Source organism: Mesorhizobium sp. dw_380, from assembly GCF_018588885.1.
GTDB lineage: Bacteria > Pseudomonadota > Alphaproteobacteria > Rhizobiales > Rhizobiaceae > Mesorhizobium.
In genome coordinates this window covers 85,609-103,821 of record NZ_JAFFIW010000009.1, presented here as the reverse complement: position 1 = coordinate 103,821, position 18,213 = coordinate 85,609, and the positions used below count along the sequence as shown (strand labels likewise).

The window sequence follows — 18,213 nt, the reverse complement described above, 5'->3', positions numbered from 1 at the left end:
ACGAGCCTCCCCACTTCCAGGAAACGCGGCCGGATGTCGTGCATGCACTGATCCGGGCGCATCCGCTGGATTTGCGGCTTGAACAGCAACTAGAACAATCCGCAGCGGCCTATTTTGCTGGAGCGATCAGCCGGAACGATGCTTTGCGGACCGGCAAACCCGAGGCTGTCGGGCGGAAGATGAAGCCGAGCCGGGCAAAGACCAGCCCGCAGGCGAGCGCGAAGGCGCAGCCGAGGCCGAAGCCGGCGACGGTGTCGCTCGGATAGTGGGCGCCGACGAAGACCCTGGTCGAGGCGATGCAAGCCGTGATCGCCAGGGCGATGTACCAGCGTCGCGGAAACAGAAGCAGGAGAACGCCGAACACGGCGCCCATCGTCGTGGCATGGCCCGAGGGGAAACCGGCGAAGCGCGCATCGAAGGCGAAGGGATGCAGCGACAGGACGCCAAAATCCTGGAAGTAGAGCGGGCGAGCCCGGCCGATCGCGTATTTCAGGAGATTGACCGTCAGGCCGGACAGGCCGACGGCGCTCAACACCAGCAACGCCAGGCAGGTCCAGTTGTAGATGAGCATCAGCGATCGTCTCGAGAGGCCGTGCCAATCGGTCAGATTGGCCGCGACAAGCAAAACCGCCGACGGGATGAGATACCAGCCGCCGAGGCCGAACTGCGTGAAAAAGTCGGCGAAATGGACGAATCGCGGCGACCATTGATCTCGAAGCATTCCCGCCGGCGTGTCGAGGCGAACGAACGCCGCCGCCGTCAGCAACACCCAGACCAGGGCCCAGACCGACCACAAGGTATTCGGGTACCTGGCGGGACGAACGGCAAATCGCCGCCTCGCGATCCGCATCGTATCGACAAAATTGTCGACCGATCGGCGCCCTATCCCCAGGAGCCTGCCAGAAATGGGTGGGCGCGATTTCACGAGCATTGGGAACCCGACCCCATCATCGAAGTCATTGCGCGACACGATAAAGGCCGAGCGACAGTTTGTCTCCCGACGAATAGTTGAGCCCATCGATCCGGGCGACGCGGTTCGCCGATTTGCCGCGCACCGACAGCATGCCGTTCAGTTTCTGCTCATCCTCGATCGGCGCCAGCCCCAGGGCGCAAGCGGGATCGGCAAGCAGATGTTGCGCCACGCCGCCGACATCGGTCAGCACCGTTTTCGTGCCGACCAGAAACACCAGGCTCGGCTCCTGATACCGCGCCGAAGCCAGTACCGTCGTGTCGCAAGCTTCGTTGGCAAGGACGGCCGCCTTGATCGCCGGGCTCAGCCAGATGGGTTTCAAGGATGGGGCGATGACGCCAAACAGCAAGCCATAGGTGATGCCGGCACAGGCGGCAATGACGCCGATGCGGGGCAGCGGCACTTGCAGCTGACGCGAAAAGGCAAGGTAGCCGGCGCCGAGTGCTGCCACCGCCGCCGGGATGCTCCACCATGAGAAGCTGTGTGCGAGGTAGATCGGCGCGCCCACGCAGACTGCTGCCAGGCCAAGGCTGACCACGACCAGGCCAAATGCCGTCGACCACCACAACCATTGCTGCCAGCGCTTGAGCGGCGCATTGGCGTCCTGCGGCTGCAATGTCAAAAGCCAGCCGATCAGCAGCGCCATGCCGGGATAGGCCGGCAGCACGTAATGCGGCAACTTGGTCGGGATCAGCTCGAAAACCAGCCAGAACGGGATGTACCAGGCCAGGCAAAAGCGCAGCCGGGGATCGTCGCGCAAGCGGTTCAGGGCCTGCAGGCCGGCACCGACCGCGATCAGGCCGAAGGGCCACATGAACAGCGAATAGGTCAGCATGTAGAAGCCGGGCGGCAGGCCATGCGATTCCTCGCCCGACGCCACTTTGCCGAGCATGTCCTTGCCGACGGCCTGCTGCAGGAAAGCGCCGTGGCTCTTCCAGGTGATCGCGGCGAGCCAGGGCAGCGCAACCAGCACGACAAGCAACAAACCGCGTCCAACCTTGAGCCTCGATAGCCAGCGCCCGTCACGCTCGAAGGCGAACAGCACCGCGATGGTCAGCGCCGAAAGCAGCGGTGCGATCGGCCCCTTGATGAGGATTGCCGCCCCTTGCGCGACCCAGAAAATCCACCAGAGATGGCCGGCGACCGGCTTGTTGCTGCGTGACGCCAGATAAATCTGCGCCAAAGCGCCTTGCGCCGCCACGCAGCAGGTCAGCAGCATCGCATCGGTCTTGGCATCGCGGCCTTCGAAGGCGGTGGCGAAGATCGCGGCCATGACCAGGCCGGCGGCGATACCGGCGCTGGCTCCGAAAAGATTGGTTCCCGTCCAGGCGATCGCCAATACGGCAATGGCAATGCCAAGCGCGGAGACCGTGCGGTAGACCCAGATCGGCGCTTCGGCGCCCTTCCCGCTCAACGCAACGGCCGCCGATTGCAGCCAGTAGATGCCGATCGGCTTCTGATAGCGCGAGGCACCCTGGAAGCGGATGTCGACATAGTCGCCGCTTTCGACCATCTGCTTGGTGGCCTGGACGAAGCGCGGCTCGTCACGGTCGAGCGGCGGCATCGATGCCAGCCCCGTAACCGTCATCACCAGGCTGAACAGGAAGAGAAGGACATAGTTCCTGTTCAACGTCATGTCTGAGCCTCTCCGACCATTTTCCTATATGCCCAGGCCGTTCAGTCGACCTTGGTCATCGCCGCCTTGCGCTCATTGGCGATCAGCCAGAGATTTCTGATGTAGATGAACATGCCCATGGCCTGGCCGGCGATGAACACCGGGTCCTGGCGCTGGATGGCGTAGATCAAAAGCAGGCCGCCGCCGAATAGCGAGAAAAACCAGAACGCCACCGGCACCACGCTGCGCTTGGCCTTTTCCGAGGCGAGCCACTGCACGACGAAGCGCATGGTGAAGAAGAACTGGGCGATGAAGCCGAGCAGGACCCACGCGTCGAATTGCTTGATGAAGACCTGGTGAAGCCAGGTAGCCAGTTCCTGAAGCACGTTAACCACGCGTGATTTCCTCTACTTTCGGCATTCTGCGGCGCCTGCGGCGCAGCCACCAGACGCCGCCGAGATCGAGCGCGCCCTGCAGCCCGCGGTCGAAAATGCCATAATTCGATTTGCCGTGCCGGCGCGAACGGTCGACGACGTCGCAATGCACGACGCAATAGCCCTCCTGGATGACCAGGGCGGGGACGAAACGGTGCGTGCCGTCGAAGAACGGCAGTTTGCGCAGGATTTCGGTATGGACCGCCTTCAGGCCGCATCCGGTGTCGCGCGTCTCGTCATGCAGGATCGCGTTTCTCAACCAGTTGGCAAAGCGCGACGCCAGTTGCTTGACCTTGCTGTCGCGGCGCTTGAGGCGCTGCCCCTGCGCGGCGCCGAAATCAGGGCCGGCTTGTCGCAAGGCGTCGACCAGCACCGGAATGTATTGCGGGTCATTTTGGCCGTCGCCGTCGATCGTGGCGACGATGCTGCCGCGCGCCGCCCAAGCGCCCGAACGCACCGAAAGGCTCTGGCCGGCGGATTTCCGGTGCCGCAATTCCCGCACAGGGAATGGGCGAAGTGCCGCCTGTTCGGCCAGCACCGCGGCAGTCTCGTCGGTCGAGCCATCATTGACGATGATCAGTTCGAAGTCGCGTCCGGCCATCGCCGCCTCGATCTCGTCGATCAGCAGCGGCAGGTTTGCCGCCTCGTTCCTGCAGGGAATGACAATGGATATCAATGCGTCCGGCATGTCGCGTCGGGGCTCTGTCGTCGGATATGGCATTAGATGGATGCCGTGCGGTGCCGCTCGAGGTCGTGGGCTGCAAGAACCTTGTGGCGCGGCGCCTCATTACGCCAGCCGAAACGATGAAGCAAGCATTCGTGCCGGAAGGCTCGCTGCACCATTTCAACAACGGGTGATCGGCTCGTTGGTGTAATCCTGGCGGCTTGGGTGATCCGATGCAGAACCGGATTCCACTTTTGCTGATCGCGGGTTCCGGGTTGAAGCGCGATCCGACGCAAAACCGGATTCCACTTTTGCTGATCGCGCTTGGATGCTAAACGCGCGCGTTCACATATGCCCGCGCCGACGGGCGGACGCTTTCGGGAAAGAAACCATGCCAGCCTTCAAATCCGATTTCCTGCGCACGATGAGCGAGCGCGGCTTCATCCACCAGACTTCGGATGATGCCGGCCTCGACAATCTCTTCGCCACGGAAACGGTGACGGCCTATATCGGTTTCGACGCGACCGCCAAGAGCCTGCACGCCGGCTCACTGATCCAGATCATGATGCTGCACTGGCTGCAGCAGACCGGCCATCGGCCGATCGCGCTGATGGGCGGCGGCACCTCGATGATCGGCGACCCTTCCTTCAAGGACGAGGCGCGCAAGCTTCTGACTCCCCAGGATATCGACGACAATCTCGCCGGCATTCGTCGTAATTTCATGCCGTACCTCAAATTCGGCAGCGGCCCGAATGACGCGATCATGGTCAACAACGCCGACTGGTTGATGGAGATCAACTACGTCAATTTCCTGCGTGATGTCGGCCGTCACTTTTCGGTCAATCGCATGCTGGCCTTCGATTCCGTCAAGCTGCGGCTCGACCGCGAGCAGTCGTTGTCCTTCCTGGAATTCAACTACATGATCCTACAGGCCTACGACTTCGTCGAACTCTACAAGCGCCTCGGCTGCCGCCTGCAGATGGGCGGCTCCGACCAGTGGGGCAACATCATCAACGGCATCGACCTCGGTCGCCGCATGGAGGACGCGCAGCTTTATGCGCTGACCACGCCGCTGCTCACCACCTCGTCGGGCGCCAAGATGGGCAAGTCTGCCTCGGGCGCGGTCTGGCTTGATGCCAACATGCTCTCGCCTTATGAATTCTGGCAGTATTGGCGCAACACCGAGGATGCCGATGTCGGCCGCTTCCTAAAACTCTATACAACGCTGCCGTTGGACGAGGTCGCGCGCCTTGAGCGGCTCGGCGGATCCGAAATCAACGACGCCAAAAAGGTCCTCGCCACGGAGATCACAGCCTTGCTGCACGGTCGCGGGGCCGCCGAACAGGCCAGCGAAACGGCGCGCAAGACGTTCGAGGAAGGCGCACTCTCCGAATCGCTGCCGACCGTCGAGGTCGAAAACGCCAAGCTCGACGCCGGGGTCGGTATCCTGTCGCTGCTCGTGACCGCCGGGCTGGCGGCGTCGAACGGCGAGGCGCGGCGGCATGTGCAAGGCGGCGCCGTGCGGCTGAACGATCAGCCTGTCAGCGATGAGCGCCTGTTGGTGACATCCAAGGATTTGGGCCCGCAAAACGTCGCAAAGCTCTCCCTCGGCAGGAAAAAGCACATTTTGGTGCGGCCCAGCTGAGCCAAATTGGATAGCTTCGGCCAGATGCGCCATACTCAGACGCCTGCAATCGACCGCGATCTTGCAGAGAAGTGAGCGATCAGGTTCGCAGGTATCTGATCAGCGCTGCGATAGCCAGCACGAGGACGACAAGCACCAGTATCCAGGTGAGGGCCATGCCGCCCATCATCCACATGGCGCCTGAGCCACCCATCATGGCAATCATCCTCCATGGCAAAAGCCGGCTTCCCCGGCGCAAGTTAGCGGCTGCGGTAAGAGCTAGCTCACCGTATCAAGACGACAAGGATTGCGGTTGCAGGAGGCGCCCTGTCAGCCCCTACATGCCTCCGCCGCAGCCGTCGGAAAGGTCCCACACATCGACGATCTGCCTGCCGTCGAAGCCATGCTCGTGGATCAGGTATTTCGCCAGCCCGCCGTACATTTTCCAGCGCCAGCATGGGCAGCAGCAGGGACCTTTCTCCTCGGAATTGGCCATCGCGTAGTCATAAGCTTTCTGCTCATCGCCGGTGAGTTTCAGATCATAGTAAGGCAACATCTGCTGCGCGGTCGCTGCCGGTATGTCGTAGGGATCGCTCGGGATCATCGGAATGGCGCGGTATTTGGTAAGTCCCTTCACCTGCTCGGCATAACGCTTCATCTCCATCGGACTGCAACATGAGCCGGTGATCCGCGACATCGCCGGCATAGTCGCGATCGACTCGGTGAACTTGGCCGAGCAGGTGCTGTTGCCGTTCCGGCTGAGATCCTTGAAGCGCTTGGCCAATTCCGGATTCTCGGCGGCGATTGCGAAATCTGGCCCTTGGAGAAACCCTGCGGCCGTAACAGCGCCAAAAACGCCGCCCAGAATGACCGTTCGTCTGTTTGGATACATTGTCCGGATCATGGCAAATCCCTTTCCCGGCCTTCAGCCGATACGCGTGAATATGGGGAACTGTTCGAGCAGCCAGAACGAGAATGTCGACATCTGACCGGTGATCATGGCGAGCCCCATGACAACCATGATCGCGCCAGCGGCGGGCTGCAGCAGCCGGCCCGTCTGGCGCATCGCTTTCATCCGCCGCGTCAGGCTGTCGGTGAACAGTGCGGCAAGGAGGAACGGAACGCCGAGGCCAAGCGAATAGATCGCAAGCAAGGCAGCGCCCTCGGCGACGGTGGCGGATGCCGCGCCGACGGTCAGGATCGAGCCGAGGATCGGGCCGATGCATGGCGTCCAACCGAAGGCGAAGGCCAGGCCGAGAGCGTAGGCGGAAATCGCGCGCCCGCCCGGAGCAGTTGCATGAAACCGCGCCTCGTACATCATCCAGTTCGGGCGGATGAGCCCGATGAGGAAGACGCCGAACAGCATGACAACGGCGCCGCCGACAAGATTGAGTTCGACGCGGTAGCTGAGCAGCAACCGCCCCAGCGCGGTGGCGCTCGCGCCCAGCACGACGAAAACGGTCGAGAATCCGAGCACGAAGCAAAGGCTCAGTCCGACCGTCGACAAGCGGGTCGCCCGATCGGCCAACACGTCTGTAGTCGTCCTGCCGGCGACATAAGACACGTAGCCCGGCACCAGCGGCAGCACGCACGGCGAAAGAAACGAGACGATGCCCGCCGCAAAGGCAGCAAGAACGCTGATGTTGGAAATCGCGGACATTGCTCAGCGCCTCGACCATCGGCTCATTTGGCAGCCCTTGCCTGCCGGATCAGTTTCTTCATGGTCTCAAGATCGGTTGCACCCGGAAAAATCTGGTCGCCGACGACGAAGCTCGGTGTTCCCGTGATCCTCAGCGCCTGGGCCAGCTCCGCGTTGCGATCAATCAATGCCTGGATGTCGGGCTGCTGCATGTCGGTCTTCATGCGGACGACGTCGAGCCCGGCCTCGCCAGCGATCTTGAGTACGACCGCCTCTGTCACTCTTGTCCTGGACCCATAGAGCGCCTTGTGGAATTCCAGATATTTGCCTTGCCGTTCGGCCGCCAGTGCCGCCTTGGCCGCGAACAAGGAATCCGGGCCGAGGATCGGGAATTCCTTGTAGACGATTTTGAGCTGCGGATCGTCGGCCGCGGCCTGTTCCATGACCGGCGCCATCTGCCGGCAATAGGGGCAATTGTAGTCGAAGAATTCCACCAGGGTGACGTCGCCTTGCGCGTTACCGCCGACCGGGCTCTGCTTGTCGCGGAAGATGTCGTCCGCGCGCGCCTTGAGCACCTGCTTTGCCTGGGCTGCCTCTGCTTCACGCTGGCGTTGGTCCAGGCTTTGCAGCGCCTGCACGAGAACCTCCGGATGCGCCAGGATATAGTCGTGTATCCGCTGGTCGAACTGGTCCTGGGACATTTCGCCGGCGGCCAGCGCCGATCGCTGTGAACCCTGAAAGCCTGGATTGAGCAGGAACCATCCTGCCAGGGCGGCAAGCAGGAGAGTGCGCGCCAGCCAGCCATATTGATGTGCGATCATATGTGTTCCTCCCAGTAAGAAGATTGGTGCATTGTCCGATATCCCTAGGTTTCGCCGAGCAGTGTTCGCAGACGTTTTGCGATGTCCGACGGGCCGGCGGTTGAAAGGAGGGCGACGAGTAGGACCCATCGGGTCGGACGACATGGATGGTCGCGGTATGGTCCATATAGTAGTCGTCGCCAATCACGCGCTTCGCGTAGTAAATGCGATAGGCTTTCGCCGCGCTCGCGATCTGGTCTGCGCTGCCGGACAGGCCCAGTATCCTGGGATCAAAGGCGCTGGTATAGTCGACGAGCACCGGGATGGTATCGCGCCCCGGGTCGACCGTGATGAACGGCGGTTGGACACTCTTGGCGAGCGGCCCGAGTTGGCTCATCGCCTCGGCGATGTTGCCGAGAGTTGTTGGACAGACATCGGGACAATGCGTATAGCCGAAGAAGATCAGCAGCCACTTGCCTCGGAAATCCCGATCCGAGACTTCGTGCCCGGTCGCGGCATTGACCAGTTGGAACGGCCCCCCAATTGTTGGGCCCTGGCGCCGATGCAGCCAGACGACCGAGGTAACGGCCACCGCGAGCGATAGGACAGCCACAATTGGACCCCAGGGGCGGCGCATCGGGACCGGGTGCAGATTGGCCTGAACTGAGCTGGACATTTCAGTTGCCGCTACTGGCCTGATTGCCGGCATCGCCCGTCGCACCTATCCCCAACACCCGGGCATCCACTTCGATTGGATCGGCCTTTTCGAACGTCAGGGTGAGCGGTACGGTCTCACCCTCCTTGAGCTGGTGCTTCAGCCCAAGCAACATCATGTGGATGCCGCCAGTCTTGAAGACGACCGGGACGCCGGGATGCAGCTCGATAGCCGAAAGCTGGCTCATCTTCGCCACACCGTTGTCAATAGCCATGGCGTGAAACTGAATTTTTTCGGCAACTGGACTGGTCGCGCTCAGCAGGCGATCTTCACCGGGTCCGCGATTTGTCACCGTAAGATAGGCGCCGCCGGTCACCGCCATCTTGGGCGTAGCCCGCGCCCATGCCTTTTCGACCACGATCTGGTTCGAGCCCGCGACAGCACTCCCGGCGCCCAGCAGGCCAAGGGCCAGCACGAGAGTTGCGTAAATGGTTCTCACTGTTTCACTCCTAAGTTGGACGATCCGCGATCAGCTTGCTTATCTTGTCGGCCATCTGTTCACCGGGCGTTGTGCCCTCGACCACGTCGGCGAATTTGCCGTCCGGGTCCATGAGATAGAAATATGCGCTGTGATCGACGGTGTAGTTGTCGCCCTGCTCTTTGTGCAGCTGATAAAACACACGATAGGCTTTGGCCGTGGCATCGATTTGTGCCCGCGTGCCCGAGAGCCCGACAATGCGGTGGTCGAAGGAATCGATAAAGGCCGACAACACCTCGCTCGTGTCGCGGTCGGGGTCCACGCTGATGAACAGCGGCTGGATTTTCCCGGCGTCGTTTCCAAGCTTTCCAAGTGCCACGCCAATATTGCTGAGCGCTGTCGGGCATGCGTCGGGGCACGATGTGTAGCCGAAAAACACCGCCACCCACTTTCCGCGATAGGTCTGGTCGGTCACCGTCTTTCCGTCAGTCGTCTTCAGGATGAAGGGACCGCGAATGTCGGCTGTGCCGGTCGAAACGCCTCTCCAGGATATCGCGGCGTCCGGAGGTCGCCGGACGATCATCAGCGTGGCAAGAGCGGCGATATCGAAGGCGGCGAAAGCAGCGAAAAGCAGGAAGAGCCATTTGACGCGGCGGCTCATTTCGCGCTCCCATCGGCTGGCAGGCGCATATGTTGGCGAAGCAGATCGAGGCTGGCAGGAGTGTCCCATTCGGCGGGGCCAATCTTCCTCCCGATTTCCTGGCCCTGTTCGTTGAGAAGCAAGGTTGTTGGCAGGCCCGGGGCTCCAGCGAGACCCAGGGCAGCGCCGGATTGATCGACATAGATGCCGAGCGATTTCAGCCCAAGCTCCTGATAGAATTGCTTGACGGCAGGAATGCCCCGACTGTCGATCGACAGCGTCAGTACGAGAAACCGTGACAGATCGAACTTCGCCTGCAAGCGCTCGAGCGACGGCATTTCCTTGCGGCAAGGCACGCACCAGGTCGCCCAGATGTTGAGAAGAATGGGACGGCCGCGAAAATCATGAAGCGAGAGAGCGCGGCCATCGCCATCGACGAAACGGATATCCGGCAGGTCGGCGGGCTTATCTTGGAACAAAAGCTGCAAATCTTCCGCTGACCTTATCCCACTTGCTTCAGACTCGGCGCTGGTTGCTTCAGAGGCCGAAAATGCCAGGTAGAGTTCATAGGAAAGCATCGCTGCAAGCATCACCGCCAGAGCGAGCGAAAGGCCAAGCAACAACGTCCAGGCATAGTTGAGACGACGAAGCTCAGTCGCCTGCTTGTCGTCTGGAGTACGAGTGTTCTGACTCATTTCAGCTTCGTTCACGTAACTAATTCAAATGCGGAAACCTTTCACCGAGCCCGTTGGCAGCAGCTTTCATTGTTCCTTTGGTTTGCCTCGTCGATTGGAACTGCAAGATCGGGTGGGCCATCGGGCGTGCCGTGGGGCGTCGATTGCGACCGGCCCATCATCCGGTTCATGCACAGGCCAAGCGCGCACATAGCGACACAGGGCAAGACACTGAGCAGCACCGGTGCGATGCCGGCGGCGACAAGCCACGACCAGTTGAAGGCGATGCCGGCGGCGACGATGGCGGCGCCCGCTGCAGTCAGGCCGCGCCGGCCACCGAGATAGGATCGAGCGGCCGGCAGGAAGTCGCGGCGGGACGGAGTCTCGCTGGCTCGGGTCAGTTCAGTGGTGGTCATGTCGTTTCCTTTCTCATTTGGCGGCGATGCGGCCGCGGATGAAGTCGATCATCTCGGGCGCATCCCATTCAGCCGGGCCGATCAGCCGGCCGATTTCCTTGCCGTCACGGTCGATCAGCAAAGTCATCGGCAGGCCCACCGCGCCGAGCGCGAACATGGCCTTGGCCGATGTGTCGATGCTGAGCGCGAGATGCTGGATTCCGATCTCGGCAAAGAATTTCTTCACGGCGTCGGGCCCTTTCCGGTCCATCGACAGCGCGACGACCTCGAAGTCCGGCCCACCCAGTTTTGCCTGCAGCCGGTCGAGCGTCGGCATTTCCTTGCGGCAGGGCGCGCACCATGTCGCCCAGACGTTGAGCAGCACGACCTTGCCGCGATAGTCGGCGAGCGTCTTCGGCTGGCCGGCGGCGTCCGCGAAGCTGATCTCCGGCACGGCGGCGGGCACATCGAGAACGGCGAAATTCTGTGGCGCCTCCGTCGCTGCTGCTGGCAGCCATGCTGTGAGCAACATCGCTGATAGAGCCACGGCCAGTTTGCTTGCGGTCATGGGCGCTCGCTCACTCAGTCGCGTAGACGGTGGGTGCCTTGCCGTCCTTGGTGAAGGCGTAGATCGTCCATTTGCCATCCTTTTCACCGCCCATGCCGGGCGCGCCGGCCGGCATGCCGGCCAGCGTGATGCCAGATATGGCGGGCCGTTCGGTCAACAACTTCTTGACGATATCGACCGGCACCAGGCCATCGACGACATAGCCGTCGACCATCAGCGTGTGACAGCCTTCGAGGTCGGCGGGCACACCGGCGTCGCTGCTGATCTGCGACAGGTTGTTGACCGGCTTGATATCGACCTTGAAGCCGTTCTGTTCGAGATAGGCGGCATAGGATTCACAGCAACTGCATTGCGGGTTCTTATACATCACCGCATCGATCGTCGCGGCAACCGCAGGCAGCGGCGTCGCGATCAGCAGCGAAAGGGCGGCAAGGCGATAGGTCAGCTTCATTGAAATCTCCATTGGTTACAGAAACCGAGGTCGGCCGCTATTCCGTCGCGTAGACGGTCGGCGCCTTGCCATCCTTGGTGAAAGCGTAGATTTTCCAGCTTTCGGTTTTCTGGCCGCCCATTCCCGGCGAGCCCATCGGCATGCCGGCCATCGCAATGCCGGTAATGGCGGGGTGCTCGGCGAGCATCTTCTTGATCAAGTCCACCGGCACGAAGCCATCGACCACGTAGCCGCCGACGACGACGGAATGGCAGCCTTCGAGATTGGCCGGAACGCCGAGACCGGCGCTGACCTGAGACAGATCGTTGGTCGGCTTGATATCGACCTTGAAGCCGTTCTGTTCGAGATAGGCTGCGTAGGTCTCGCAGCAGCTGCAGCTCGGGTTTTTGTACATCACCGCGTTGATGGTCGCCGCGAGCGCCGGCAGCGGCGTGGCGGCCGCGAGGCCGAATGCGGTGAGGGCGTAAGTCAGTTTCATTTGCAGTTCTCCTTTGATGGTGCGGTTCAAATTCATTTCACACGGAACACTGTCATCAAGCCGGCCATCTGGTGGTCGGCGACATGGCAGTGCAGCATCCAGTCGCCGGGATTGTCGGCGACGAAGGCGCATTCGATCACATCCCTGGGGGCCAGCAGCACCGTGTCCTGCCATTGCCGGTGCGGCACCGGCGCGCCGTTGCGCGACAGCACCGACAGGCTGAAGCCGTGGACATGCATGGGATGCCACCACGCGGTTTCGTTGCGCATGGTGAGATGACAGGTGGCGCCCCGTTCAAGCGCAAATTGCGGCGCCATTCCGGCGTGGCCGTCGCCGGTCATCGACATGCCGTTGATCGCCCAGGCAGCGCCACCGTTCATGCCGGGCATTCCCATGCCCATCATGCCTCCGAGGCCTTTCAGCTTGCCGCCGCCCATCATGCCGCCCTGCAGCACGATCTCCTGGCGCACGGCCCTGGCGAGGTCGGGAGCCGGCAGTGGATTGCGCGGGAGGCCGACAGGCGCATCGAGCGGGTGCGCCCTCAGCGGCGGCCCCTTGTCATAGGCAACATTGGCCAGCGTGTAGGCAAGGCCGTCATAGAAGTCGTCGATCACGGCGTGGCGGCTGCCGGGGTCGCCCTGCATGTCGAGCACGATGTCGACGCGCATGGCCGGCGCCAGCACGATACGGCCGTTCTCCGGCTCGTGCGGGTCGCAGGGTTGGCCGTCGACGGCGACGACGACCGGACGGTGGGCTTCGAAGCGCAGCGCCATCATCCGGGCAAGCGAGGCATTGGCGAGCCGCAGCCTGACGCGCTCGCCCGCCCTCACGCCGAGGTCGGCCGGCACCTCGCCGTTGATGGTGACGACATTGCCGACGCGACCCGACATCGACGCATCCATCATGCCGCCGAAGCCGCCGGCGATCTGCCCGTCGGCAGTAAGCCGCCAGTCCTGCAACAGCCAGAGAAGGTCGCGGTCGACGACGACGGGCTCACGCTCCTCGACGATGAGCGGACCCGCGAGCCCGCGGCCGAGCTGCACGAGGCTGTCGGCATGCGGATGGTACCAGAAGGTTCCTGCATCCGGCGGCGTGAATTCGTAGGTGAAACTTCCGCCGGGCTTGATTGGCGGCTGGGTCAGGCCCGGCACCCCGTCCATGGCATTCGGCAAGCGGATGCCATGCCAATGGACCGTGGTATCCTCGTCCAGCCCGTTCTCGACGGTGATGCGAACCGGCTCACCCTGCCGCAGGCGCAGCGCCGGACCGGGAACGGTGCCGTTGTAGGTCCAGACGGCGGTAGACGCGCCGTTCGCGCCATTGAAAAGCGCCTGGCCTGGCCCGACCTTGATCTGGCGTTCGTCCACGGCCGAGGCGCGCGTGGGACGCAGCGAAGCCGACACGGCAGCGCCCGCCGCCACCACGAGAAATCCCCGGCGCGACATGGTGTAATGGAAATCGTGTTTCACCCTTCAACCCCTGCGAATCTCGATCGATGGCGAGCGGCTCGACATCGAACTGGATTGCGTGCGCGGCCGCGCGACGATGCGCGGCGCAGGCGATCAGACGCGGGAAATCAGCCGTGTTACGACTGAAATGGCGTCAGGCGCTGGGTCTGGGAGGGTATGGATCGGGCAAGGAACTTCGCCCGCGCAGGAACGGGGCGGGTAGCGCCGACGCCTGCTGTAGTTGCGGAAGCACCGCCTCGGCTAGGCCTTGCGGCAGCACGGCCAGGACGGGCGCAACGCAGTTCGGCGGACAGTGCATTGGGTTGCTTTTGTCGCCGATGTGCTTGAGGCAAGCGTTACAATCGCCGGTCATGTTGCTGCCGGCCATCTTGGCCATACCGGCATCGGAAGACATGGCCATGCCGTCATCACTCGCCATTGCCATCTTTGCCGACATGATATTGGCTTGAGCGACCGACAGGCTGAACCCCGCGGTCAGGAAGACCGCGAGCAGCATAACAAGGAGGTGGTTTGGCGACAGCCGGGCCATGATCCTGTCAGGCTGGCCTTAAAGTTCATATTTTGCAAGTGCCAAGGCCGTGATTGGCTGATCCTGCGACAACAAGGTCCAAACGCCCAACCGTTACCGATACTCGAAGATCGACCTGAATATCCCCGGCGCGATCACCGAGAGCGGATTGATATCGAGCACCGGCTTGTTGGCGTTGCCCCTGAGCCGGTAGGTGACGCCGATCAGGCCGCGGTCGCGGCCGTTGCCCAGAAGCGCGCCGACGATGGGCAATTCGCCGAAGATGCGATTGAGGCCATAGACCGGCATGAAGGTGCCGGTCATGTCCATATTGTTGTTCTGGTCATAGAGGATGCCCTGGAACGTCGTGCCGATGCGCGGACCGCGCAGCACGCCATTGGCCAGCTTCAGATAACCGCTGCCCTTCTCGATCTCGACGTAGCCGCGCTCGAACTTGACCCGCGACGTATCGAGATTGCCCTTGACCGCCTGGTTGAGACTGCGGCTGTCGCCGGCCGGCGTGGTCGAGACGATGGAGGCGAGCTTAGGCTCGTTGACGACGAAGAAGTTGCTGGTATCGACCTTGCCCTTCATCGGTCCGTCGCCGGCCCCCGTCAGCGCCAGCGTGATCGATCCGCCTTCCATGTGCTCATAGATATTGAGGAACCTGAGGATAGCGCCGGCGTCCGCGGACTGCACGTTGAGCGCCCGCCGGCCGTCGCCGGTGGTGTTGCTGATGGTGATGGCGGCGCCGGAACTCGCCGTGGCGCTGACCTTCAGCCCGTTCACCCTCGAGCCGGCGGCACTGTAATCGAGCTTCAGGTTGGACAGTTGCTCGTCGTGGAAACCGGTCAGTTGATCAACGTCGGCGCTGACGGAAATGTTGTCGGTTCCCGTCGTCTTGGTTGCGGTGTCCACATCGGAAGTGAACTGCTTGATGAGGGAGCGAGCGTCGAGCGCGTTGCCATTGATGTCGACCGCATAGCCCTTGCCTGACCGCTTCACCGACACCGACACATCGTCGCCCCGGTTCAGGGTGACCTTGCTGAACTTTGCCGACGACAAGGCGCCGTTGACCAGCATGATGCTGCCGTCGATGGAGAATGTTTTTCCGTCGAGGTTGAAATCGGACAGTGTCGTGGTGTCGCCGGCCTTTGTCATGACGAAGGTGACGTTGGCGGGAACCCCTGCCCCCTTGCTCCAGCCGGCCCAGGGGATGTCCAGCCTGGCATTGGTCAGATCGGCCGATACGTTCTGATTGCCGCTGCCGCTCTTGTCGATCGCGACCTTCACCGTTCCGCCCAGCAGCGGCGCCAGGCCGGGCATGGCGGCGGCGCGGATCTTGTCGTCGAGCACCAGGGCCACCTTGCGGCTGCGCGGCGGCCCATCATCCGCCAGCGGCTCGAGGAGGTGGAGTTCGGCCGGAATGCCGTTCAGCGATGCCTTGGCGGAAATCACCGCTTTTTCAGGGTCGACCGTGATCGAACCATCGGCATCCGTCACGGTCTGTCCCTCGAACGGCTTGGCCAGCGACAGGCCGGTGTAGTCGAGCGACACCAGCCAGTCGAGCTTCGATGTGTCGACGCCGGACTGCAACGGTATGTTGGCCCTGACATGGCCGGTAACGCTGCCCGACAGGTCGTCCGGCAGGAAGCCGACATGGCGCATGGCGTTGATCGGTTCGTAGGAGGCAAGTTCGGCGACAGCCGGCGCTTCCCCTTCGACATCGATGTCGAGTGCGCCGATGGCCGGCGGACGGTTCGCCGCCTTGACCGTCAGCGTGCCGTTGCTGGCCGCCACGGTACGGCCGCTGGGCATGAAGACGCTGCCCGAGGAGAGCGAGATGTCGACGTCATTGCCGTGGAAGGAGACGACGCCGACCGCATCGCGTATCGGCGGGATGCGGCCGGCCGTATCAAAGCGCGATCCTTCGATCTGGAAGCGGCCGAACACCTCGTCGGCCGAAAGCGGCACACCGTTGCCAAGGCGATCCGGCACCACCTGAAACTGGAGATTGGCATCGACGACGCGGCCGCCGAACAGATTGTCCAGCACCCAGAGCCGCGCATTGCGCGCCGAAAACCACGGCCACAGCTGCTTGACGTGCGAGACCGGCATGTCATGCACGTTGAGCGCCAGATTGATCCCGGGAGCCTTGCCCTCGACGAATTCCACGGCCGCGGTGCCAAGCACCTCGCTGGAAGCGGCGGACCGAACCGCGATCTGCTCGGCCACCAATTTATGGCTCTTGGTCTGGTAGACGCCGGCGATGCGCGCAAGGAAGTTCAGCGCGGGCTCTGGCGATTCCGAAGGCGCCAGGGTCGAACCGTCGCTGGTCAGGTCGTAACGATAGGAGGGTTCCTCGCCCGCTGCTCCTGTCGCGGGCTTTGGCCCTATCGAGCCGCCAAAATCGAAAGAGGACCGGCCGGTTTTCAAGAGCAGCTTGTCCACCTGGATCTTGTTGCTGCCATAGACAAGCGTCGCATTGACATCGACGTCGGCCGGCAGCAATCCGCGCGTGCCAAGGTCCAGCACCGACCCGGTCGACGACAGGGCCGCCGTCAGCCGTGATGCGTTGGTGCCGGATCCTTCCGACCCTGTCAGCGTCAACGCGACCGCACCCAACTTGCCGGCGCCGGCCGTCGTTTCATCGGCAGCCGCCAGATCGATGCTCGCGTTCAGCGCCGTCACCCGGTGCGCCGCGATGTCGCGGGTGGCGGAAGCGGCAACGCTGACCTTTCTGCCATCGACATCCGCCTCGGAGGAAAACTCCATGCCGCCCGGCCCCGACTGAACGACTTTGGCGTCGGCTACTCTGACCAGTTTGATCGATCCGGTATCGGGCAGCACGAATTCGACATTGGCGAGATCGATCCGGCGCATCGAATCTTCCCGCACCGCGTCGAGCGCGCGATGGATGTTGCCGAACACCGCGTCGGACAGTTTCTCCGGATCGACGAGCCCGTTCTCATTGCGCAATTCGGCGGTCCAGTCGCCGCCGGACGGCATCGCCGCCGTGACGATGCGCGCATCGGAGATCCTGGCGCTGGTCAGCCGCACCTCTCCCCACAGCAGCGGTATCAGGCGCATGCCGAAGCGCACGCGGCCGGCATCCGCCATCGGCTTGCCGTCCGCGGTCTTCAGGCTGACGTCGCTGACCTGAAGCGCGACGAAGCTCGAACTGTCGAGCGTGATACGCGCCGGCCCGACCGCGACATCGACATCGACGCCGGCGAGTTTCTCGATTGCGATTTCCGCTTCCGCCCGAAGCCGCTCGGAGCCGATGCCGGATACCCCGACCAGATAGACAATGACCGCCGCCAGCAGCACGAGGCTGAGCACGCCGGCGAACACGCGCGAAAGGATGCGAAAGCCGCGGTCGATCGACGCCTGACCGAGCGGTGGAACGCGGCACGCGGACGGCAAGGCCCCCAGGTCGGTGATCTCGTCACGCCTGAACCTGATCTTCTCGTGCTGCGGTTGCTCCTGATCCACGCAATCTTCCGTTGTACGAATTCGCTCGTGGACGAATCCCCGGTCGACACTATATCGGTGTGGCTTCGCGCGTAACCTCAAACAAGGGCATCGGTATGGCTGACCTCGACGTGGGTGATCTTGCGCCGCAATTCGACCTGCCGCGCGATGGCGGCGGATCGCTCAGCCTTGCCGCATCCGCCGGCAACTCCGTGGTGCTCTACTTCTACCCGCAGGACGACACGACAAGCTGCACGCAAGAAGCGATCAGCTTTTCACAGCTGAAACCCGAATTCGAGAAGGCCGGCGCCCTCGTGATCGGCCTGTCGCCCGATCCCGTCAAGAAGCATGACAAGTTCAAGTCGAAATACAACCTCACCATCGACCTCGCCGCCGACGAGGAGCGCAAGGTGATCGAGGCCTATCATCTATGGGTCGAGAAATCTATGTACGGCCGCAAATACATGGGCGTCGAACGCGCGACGTTCCTGATCGGCGGCGACAGGCGCATCGCTCGGATCTGGCGCAAGGTCCGGGTCAAGGGCCATGCCGAGGAAGTGCTGGAAGCCGTCCGCGCGCTTTGACGAGCGCGAGGACCGCCGAGCCAGAGGCAGCCCTGCGCGGGATCGGTATTTCCAGGCCGACTTCATACAACCTTTTTCCCGCACCGCGTGTAT

At 62.6% G+C, this 18,213-nt stretch carries 19 protein-coding genes and 1 pseudogene; 2 read left to right on the top strand and 18 right to left on the bottom strand.

The window, feature by feature from the left end:
• Nucleotides 1-109 precede the first annotated feature (109 nt).
• From JT360_RS11785 to JT360_RS11770, 4 genes are all read right to left on the bottom strand, one after another.
• On the bottom strand, nt 110-796 hold the full coding sequence (locus tag JT360_RS11785; RefSeq protein WP_250888745.1) for a phosphatase PAP2 family protein: 687 nt from the start codon (nt 794-796) through the stop codon (nt 110-112).
• A gap of 160 nt (nt 797-956) precedes the next feature.
• Nucleotides 957-2,606 carry an ArnT family glycosyltransferase gene (locus JT360_RS11780; protein ID WP_214471790.1) on the bottom strand — a complete coding sequence of 550 codons (1,650 nt, stop codon included), beginning with the start codon at nt 2,604-2,606 and terminating at the stop codon, nt 957-959.
• Nucleotides 2,607-2,647: 41 nt separating this feature from the next.
• Nucleotides 2,648-2,980, bottom strand: a complete 333-nt coding sequence (locus JT360_RS11775; protein ID WP_214471789.1) for a lipid-A-disaccharide synthase N-terminal domain-containing protein — start codon at nt 2,978-2,980, stop codon at nt 2,648-2,650.
• Nucleotides 2,973-3,707: a glycosyltransferase family 2 protein gene (locus tag JT360_RS11770; protein ID WP_214471788.1), complete on the bottom strand. Its 735-nt coding sequence runs from the start codon at nt 3,705-3,707 to the stop codon at nt 2,973-2,975. Before JT360_RS11770 ends, JT360_RS11775 begins: the two co-directional genes overlap by 8 nt.
• Nucleotides 3,708-4,074: 367 nt before the next feature.
• On the opposite strand from JT360_RS11770, the gene tyrS reads away from it, so the two are divergent.
• Complete coding sequence (gene tyrS, locus JT360_RS11765) at nt 4,075-5,328, top strand: tyrosine--tRNA ligase (RefSeq protein WP_214471787.1); 1,254 nt, start codon at nt 4,075-4,077, stop codon at nt 5,326-5,328.
• Nucleotides 5,329-5,644: 316 nt separating this feature from the next.
• On the opposite strand, the gene JT360_RS11760 is transcribed toward tyrS, so the two are convergent.
• The 14 genes and pseudogenes from JT360_RS11760 to JT360_RS11700 all read right to left on the bottom strand — a co-directional run bounded on the left by JT360_RS11760 (nt 5,645) and on the right by JT360_RS11700 (nt 17,557).
• Nucleotides 5,645-6,211, bottom strand: coding sequence for a hypothetical protein (locus JT360_RS11760; RefSeq protein ID WP_250888744.1), 567 nt, complete (start codon nt 6,209-6,211; stop codon nt 5,645-5,647).
• A 21-nt stretch (nt 6,212-6,232) separates the two neighbouring features.
• Nucleotides 6,233-6,967 carry a cytochrome c biogenesis CcdA family protein gene (locus JT360_RS11755; RefSeq protein ID WP_214471786.1) on the bottom strand — a complete coding sequence of 245 codons (735 nt, stop codon included), beginning with the start codon at nt 6,965-6,967 and terminating at the stop codon, nt 6,233-6,235.
• A gap of 23 nt (nt 6,968-6,990) precedes the next feature.
• A complete protein-coding gene (locus JT360_RS11750; RefSeq protein WP_214471785.1) occupies nt 6,991-7,767 on the bottom strand; it encodes a DsbA family protein in 777 nt (258 codons plus the stop codon).
• Between the two features lie 127 nt (nt 7,768-7,894).
• Nucleotides 7,895-8,383, bottom strand: a pseudogene (locus JT360_RS34060) (SCO family protein); the annotation flags it as partial.
• Nucleotides 8,384-8,423: 40 nt separating this feature from the next.
• On the bottom strand, nt 8,424-8,876 hold the full coding sequence (locus JT360_RS11745; RefSeq protein ID WP_214471784.1) for a copper chaperone PCu(A)C: 453 nt from the start codon (nt 8,874-8,876) through the stop codon (nt 8,424-8,426).
• Between the two features lie 34 nt (nt 8,877-8,910).
• Nucleotides 8,911-9,540, bottom strand: coding sequence for an SCO family protein (locus tag JT360_RS11740; RefSeq protein WP_214471783.1), 630 nt, complete (start codon nt 9,538-9,540; stop codon nt 8,911-8,913).
• The gene (locus tag JT360_RS11735) at nt 9,537-10,229 is read right to left on the bottom strand and encodes a TlpA family protein disulfide reductase (protein WP_214471782.1); all 693 of its coding nucleotides are present in this window, start codon (nt 10,227-10,229) and stop codon (nt 9,537-9,539) included. The genes JT360_RS11740 and JT360_RS11735 overlap by 4 nt, the downstream gene beginning before the upstream one ends.
• Nucleotides 10,230-10,255: 26 nt before the next feature.
• A complete protein-coding gene (locus JT360_RS11730) occupies nt 10,256-10,609 on the bottom strand; it encodes a hypothetical protein (RefSeq protein ID WP_214471781.1) in 354 nt (117 codons plus the stop codon).
• Nucleotides 10,610-10,622: 13 nt separating this feature from the next.
• Nucleotides 10,623-11,156 carry a TlpA disulfide reductase family protein gene (locus tag JT360_RS11725; RefSeq protein ID WP_214471780.1) on the bottom strand — a complete coding sequence of 178 codons (534 nt, stop codon included), beginning with the start codon at nt 11,154-11,156 and terminating at the stop codon, nt 10,623-10,625.
• Between the two features lie 10 nt (nt 11,157-11,166).
• Complete coding sequence (locus JT360_RS11720; protein ID WP_214471779.1) at nt 11,167-11,607, bottom strand: DUF411 domain-containing protein; 441 nt, start codon at nt 11,605-11,607, stop codon at nt 11,167-11,169.
• A 37-nt stretch (nt 11,608-11,644) separates the two neighbouring features.
• On the bottom strand, nt 11,645-12,085 hold the full coding sequence (locus tag JT360_RS11715) for a DUF411 domain-containing protein (protein WP_214471778.1): 441 nt from the start codon (nt 12,083-12,085) through the stop codon (nt 11,645-11,647).
• Nucleotides 12,086-12,117: 32 nt separating this feature from the next.
• Entirely contained in the window at nt 12,118-13,554 is a 1,437-nt protein-coding gene (locus JT360_RS11710; protein WP_352127175.1) for a multicopper oxidase family protein, read from the bottom strand.
• Nucleotides 13,555-13,687: 133 nt separating this feature from the next.
• Nucleotides 13,688-14,083: a hypothetical protein gene (locus JT360_RS11705; RefSeq protein ID WP_214471777.1), complete on the bottom strand. Its 396-nt coding sequence runs from the start codon at nt 14,081-14,083 to the stop codon at nt 13,688-13,690.
• A gap of 93 nt (nt 14,084-14,176) precedes the next feature.
• Nucleotides 14,177-17,557 carry a DUF3971 domain-containing protein gene (locus JT360_RS11700; protein WP_214471776.1) on the bottom strand — a complete coding sequence of 1,127 codons (3,381 nt, stop codon included), beginning with the start codon at nt 17,555-17,557 and terminating at the stop codon, nt 14,177-14,179.
• Nucleotides 17,558-17,652: 95 nt separating this feature from the next.
• Here JT360_RS11700 and JT360_RS11695 point away from each other — a divergent pair, with 95 nt between their 5' ends.
• A complete protein-coding gene (locus JT360_RS11695; protein WP_214471775.1) occupies nt 17,653-18,120 on the top strand; it encodes a peroxiredoxin in 468 nt (155 codons plus the stop codon).
• Nucleotides 18,121-18,213: the final 93 nt, after the last annotated feature.